General features: G+C 69.7%; 6 protein-coding genes. 5 read left to right on the top strand and 1 reads right to left on the bottom strand.

Annotated elements, in window-relative coordinates; genetic code table 11:
• From AB0O29_RS34100 to AB0O29_RS34085, 4 genes are all read left to right on the top strand, one after another.
• On the top strand, window positions 1-714 hold a 714-nt coding region (locus AB0O29_RS34100; RefSeq protein WP_365159789.1), incomplete at its 5' end, for a hypothetical protein.
• A 26-nt stretch (window positions 715-740) separates the two neighbouring features.
• On the top strand, window positions 741-1145 hold the full coding sequence (locus AB0O29_RS34095) for a hypothetical protein (protein ID WP_365159786.1): 405 nt from the start codon (window positions 741-743) through the stop codon (window positions 1143-1145).
• Between the two features lie 826 nt (window positions 1146-1971).
• Window positions 1972-2451: a GNAT family N-acetyltransferase gene (locus tag AB0O29_RS34090; protein WP_365159783.1), complete on the top strand. Its 480-nt coding sequence runs from the start codon at window positions 1972-1974 to the stop codon at window positions 2449-2451.
• Window positions 2448-2762, top strand: coding sequence for a hypothetical protein (locus AB0O29_RS34085; protein WP_365159780.1), 315 nt, complete (start codon window positions 2448-2450; stop codon window positions 2760-2762). Before AB0O29_RS34090 ends, AB0O29_RS34085 begins: the two co-directional genes overlap by 4 nt.
• 372 nt (window positions 2763-3134) lie before the next feature.
• Here the strand turns inward: AB0O29_RS34085 and AB0O29_RS34080 are convergent, their stop codons facing one another.
• The gene (locus AB0O29_RS34080; protein ID WP_365159777.1) at window positions 3135-3533 is read right to left on the bottom strand and encodes a VOC family protein; all 399 of its coding nucleotides are present in this window, start codon (window positions 3531-3533) and stop codon (window positions 3135-3137) included.
• A 94-nt stretch (window positions 3534-3627) separates the two neighbouring features.
• On the opposite strand from AB0O29_RS34080, the gene AB0O29_RS34075 reads away from it, so the two are divergent.
• Window positions 3628-4617, top strand: a complete 990-nt coding sequence (locus AB0O29_RS34075) for a YafY family protein (RefSeq protein ID WP_365159774.1) — start codon at window positions 3628-3630, stop codon at window positions 4615-4617.
• Window positions 4618-4875: the final 258 nt, after the last annotated feature.

Here is a 4875-nt window from a genome sequence, read left to right as displayed (position 1 = left end):
CTGCTCGTGCTCAGGGAGCTACTGGAGGCGTTCAACTCCGACGATCGCCTCGGGGAGCACCTGAACGGCATCAAGAACGAGCTGCTCGACCCGTCCGAGCCCGATCCCGCGAAGCGGGCCGCCGGGATCTTCGCCTGGCAGTTGATCTCTTACAAAGTGTTCGAGGAGATGCAGGGCGACATGGAGTTCGGCGCCCGCAGCTACGCGGTGCTGGACCGCTGGAACTATCTGGACCGCAGCTGCGGAGTGAACGTGGACTCCGTCGAGGTCTTCTTCGACGCACTCGACGATCGGCTGGTCGCCTTCGTGGACGCCCTGATCGCTTTCGAGATCAACCAGGAGTTCCGCGGGAAGGCGTTCCTCGGCTGGGTGTCGTTGCGCTTCACGGGGCGATGCGAGGCGTTTCTCGGTATGCAACAGCACGAAACGACGTGCTCGATCGAGGTGGCCGGCCTGAAGGACGTTTCCGGCACCCAGGAGCTCATCGACTACGCGGTCGCACTCGCGCTCAATCCCAATATGGGAGGCGTCCTGCATTGGGGTCAGCGCAACGACTCCACTCGAGCGGACGTCGAACGTCTCTTCGGCGACAAAAGCGACCCTGACAACGGCCGGCTCGGGGCGTGGCGCAGCGAGCTCGCAACGATCACGGAGGACAACCGCCTCGACGGGTTCAGCAGCCGATTCACCCGGCGCACAGGTCTCGAAGTGTGACCGGGCCCGGAAGGGGAACGTTGACCGTGGAATTCTTCGGCCCATGGGTGATCCGACTCGACAATGCCACCGAACCCTTCTGGTCGAAGTTCACCTTGGCGGGGACCGACGACGCCGACGGGGACTACTTCCCCGAATCGGGCCAAGTCCTGGAAGTCTCGGTAACCGGCGGCGCCTGGACGATCAGCGCTCATGCGGCCTCGTTGGACGGTGAAGGAGGAAGGGGGTGGGTCCCCCGGGAGCTTCGTCGTGGCACGCGGTTCGACCGAATGACGGGCCTCATCGTCGATCTCGAAGCCGGTTGGCCCCCAGGGGACGTCATCGGTCCGCTCTACTTCTACATGCACTTCGCATGCGTGTGCGGGGATCCCGGAGTCAATCCGGACCCCGGGCCCAGTCCGTATGACTTCACCCTGCCCGACCGGACTTGACGGTGCGCCGGGGCCACCCCTCAGTAGGCCCGACGGCTCGATCGCCTCGCGGCCCTCCTTGTCGATGCCCTCCGCAGGGCAGGTCGCCGTCGAACGCGGCAGTCCGCCTTCCAGCAGGTAGCGCTCGACGTACTGCTTCACGCAGCGGCACAGGTGTGCCGGGACCGGCCCTTCGTGTTGTTGGCGGCGCTGCTTCAGATCCCTCTGGCGGGGTGGGTGGTCCGACGGGGCACGGGTGTCGTACTGCCGTTGGGCGCCCTGCTGCTGGGATGGGGCTTCGGCCTGACGGCCCTGGCCGGCGGCTCGGCTCCAGGCCGTACGGCCGGATCCATCTGGCTGTACGCCCTCAGCGTCAGCGTGTGGACGCTGGGTGCGATCGTCTACACACCGGCGGGCGCGGCGGCCGGCCGGCCGCGCGGTGATGGGCACTGCGGCAGGCTGCAGTTTCCGGGCCCTGAAACGGCGTCCGGTGTGACGCATCTCGGGAGTTCCACGGACGGCACCACGGGGCACGGTTCCATGACCGGGAGGTCGCGGCGCACCGGTCCTGGGTGCCGGCACTCGGGGCAAGCGCTCCCCGTCTGGTCGGCACCGGCACCGCAGTGCGCACGGGCGTCCCTCCGCAGTCGCCACGGCCGCGGGCAGGATCAAGCATCCGTTCTGCGCCTGGACTGCGAGGCGGCCTTCGATGGCGTCCCCGGCATCGCCTGCGGCAACCAGCCACAACGCCCCGAGGTCACCGAGCGCGGCCACCGCACCCTGCGCCGGCGCCGAACCCAACACCCGTAGTGTGTCTGCACATTCGACCCGTTCGAGAAGGACCCTCATGCCCCAACCTCGCCTCGCCACCCCTGCCGATGCCGCCGAGATCGCCCGCCTGCGGTCGGAAAACATCCTCAGCGAACGCCTCGACGAAGCCTGGCTCACCACGAGTGCCGAGCAGCTCGCCTTACGCCTCCGGGACGGCGGTGACGCCCGCGCGTACGTCGTCGACTCCCCCGCCGGCGGGCTCGCCACCTGTGCCCTCGGCCTGGTGCACGCTGTCCTGCCCGCCCCGAAGTACCCCAAGGGCCTGGCCGTTCGGGTCCACGCGGTGGCCACCGACCCCGCCCACCGGCGCCGCGGCTACGCCGAGGCCGCACTCTCCGCGCTGCTCGACCACCTGGAGCACGAGGGGGTGACCTTGTACGAGCTGTACGCCAGCGAGGGCTCCGCCCCGCTGTACGAGAAGCTCGGCTTCGCGGCCGACCCGGCACTCATGCGGATGACGCGCTTCCCCTCCTCCGTCGAAGGGAACGCGTCGTGAGCGAAGGGAAATGGCTGCCTCCGAAGGAGTTCGCTGGGACGCTGCCGAAGGCCGCGACCGGCCTCCGAGTGGAGGGACCCCCGAAGCTCCCGGCCACCGTCGGACGGGTGTTCCACGGCGGTCGGCTCACCCCCGGACAGCTTGCCGGGATCGTGCTGGACCCGGACGAGCACGACGAGGCCCGTGCCCTGGCCGTCCCCGAGAGGCAGGGCCTGATGCCGGGACGTGACCACGCCCGGCCCGAGGCCGTGATGGCCGCCCGCAAGACCGGGATCCCCACGTACTTCGGCGCCTGGGACCGGGAGGTCTAGATGAGTATCGTCCTGATGTCCGACCCGCGGGTCGCCGCGATCCCGGTCGCGGACAACGGTGCGCCCCTGGCCGATGTCCGCGCCGGCGGAGAGCCTTTACGGACCCGCCTCCCAGCACCCCTGCGAACTCTCCTGAACCACCCGACGAACAGGGAGCCCCACACCGCATGAGCACCGCGCACACCGCACAGGACTGACACGCCCACTCGCCCGCACCGAGGGGACCAGCCGGACAGCCGGTACTCCCCTTCGCCGTCATCGGCCAGGCCCGTGACGGTGACGGCGTGGAGGAGGTGGCCTCCGTCCCGGATGGTCCGGTCCGTGTGGAGCGTGCCGTCCGGATCGCTCCTCGCCCTGGCGCGCGCACTGTCGTCAGCTAGCGAACTTCTCGATGGCCGCCGGCGTGACAGGGGTGAAGAAGTTGACGAGGTTGCCGTCGGGGTCACGGAGCAGGAGCGACCGGTTCCCCCAGGGCATCGTGGTCGGCTCGGTCACGAAGTCGGGGACGAGATCGGCCAGGTTCCCGTACACGCCGTCCACGTCGGCGACGAGGAATTCGATGATCACGGTGTCGTTGGCGGCCGGACGGGCGGAGCCGGGAGCGAACAGTGCCACGGTGCGGGTGCTGCCGATCGCGAGGGTCGCGCTCGGGGTCCGCAATTCGGCGAAGTCCTCGGTGGACCAGTCCGCCCGCACACCGGTGGCCCGCTCGTAGAAGTCGACGAGGCGCGCTACGTCGCTGGTGATGATCCGGATCGAGACGAAGTCCATGATGCTCTCCTCAAGCTGGTGAAGCCGTTGCACCTCGGACGCTAGAGCAAATAGTGGACAGAACCGGTCCGGTATCAACGCTAGGCTCGTGGACATGGCTCGACCCACCAGCCGCGTGCTCACCCTCCTGGAACTCCTGCAGTCCGGCGGCATCAGAACGATGGCCGAACTCGCCGACCGGCTCGGCGTCGACGCACGCACCGTGCGGCGGTACGTGGGGCACCTGATCGACCTCGACATCCCGGTCGAGTCGGTCCGCGGCCGCTACGGCGGGTACCGGCTCGCCCCCGGGTACCGGCTGCCGCCGCTCATGCTCAACGACGACGAGGCGCTCGCCGTGCTGCTCGGCCTCGCCGCCGGCCGCAGGACCGGGTTGCCGGCGGCGACTGGAACCGCGGGCGAGACGGCGACGGCCAAGATCCGCCGGGCACTGCCCGAGCGTCTGGCCCGTCGGCTCGACGCCGTCATGGAATCCCTCGCCTTCACCGCTGAGCCCGACGAGGTGGCCACCCCGGAGACAGGGGTCCTGCTCGCCATCTCCGATGCGGTACGCCACCGCCGCCCGACCTTGATCAGGTACACCGCCCGAGACGGACGACGGAGCGAACGCACGCTGCACCCGTACGGGATCGTCGCCCATGCGGGCCGGTGGTACGTGACGGGCACCGATCCCGAGATCGGCCAGGACCGGACTTTCCGGCTCGATCGCATCGCGGACGCAAGGCCCCTGCCAGGGTCATTCGAGCCGCCCGCCGACCTCGATCCGGCACGGCGCGTCCTGTCAGGGCTCGCCAAGGCCGCCTACCGGCACGAAGTGACCCTGCGGATCCACGGGACGGTCGAACAGATCCGCACCCGACTGCCCGCCAGCGTCGCGACCGTGGAGGAGCCCGTACCCGGGGAAGCCGCGGATCCGCACACCGAGCGCTGGCTCCACGTCGAACTGAGAGCAGAGCGGCTCGACTGGTTGCCACCCGTGCTCGCCTCGCTCGACCGGCCGTTCGTCATCGAGCGACCGGACGAACTACGGGACCTCGTCATCGCGCTCGCCGACCGGCTCACGGCCTCTGCCCGCCAAGCCTGACGCCGGTATCCGATCCAAGGTCCCCGATCCACGTCCTCGGACGGTTCCGCGCTGCAGCAGACCTCCCGCCGGCCCTCCGGGCAGGGATGTTCAGCGCCCTGTGGTCAGGGCCTGCGGCATGGTGTGCAGCAGTTCGAGCCTGCGCTGCACGGCTTCCGTCGCGCCCGGCCGCTGCCCGGGGACGCGGCGGCGCAGGGCAACCAGGCGGGGTCCCAGTGCCCGGGCCGTCGGCGCGTCTCGCACGCCTTCCACTCCCCG

The organism is Streptomyces sp. NPDC089915, assembly GCF_040684675.1.
Taxonomy (GTDB): domain Bacteria; phylum Actinomycetota; class Actinomycetes; order Streptomycetales; family Streptomycetaceae; genus Streptomyces.
Note: the sequence above shows the minus strand (reverse complement) of the source record. Positions and strands in the feature narration are given on the sequence as shown.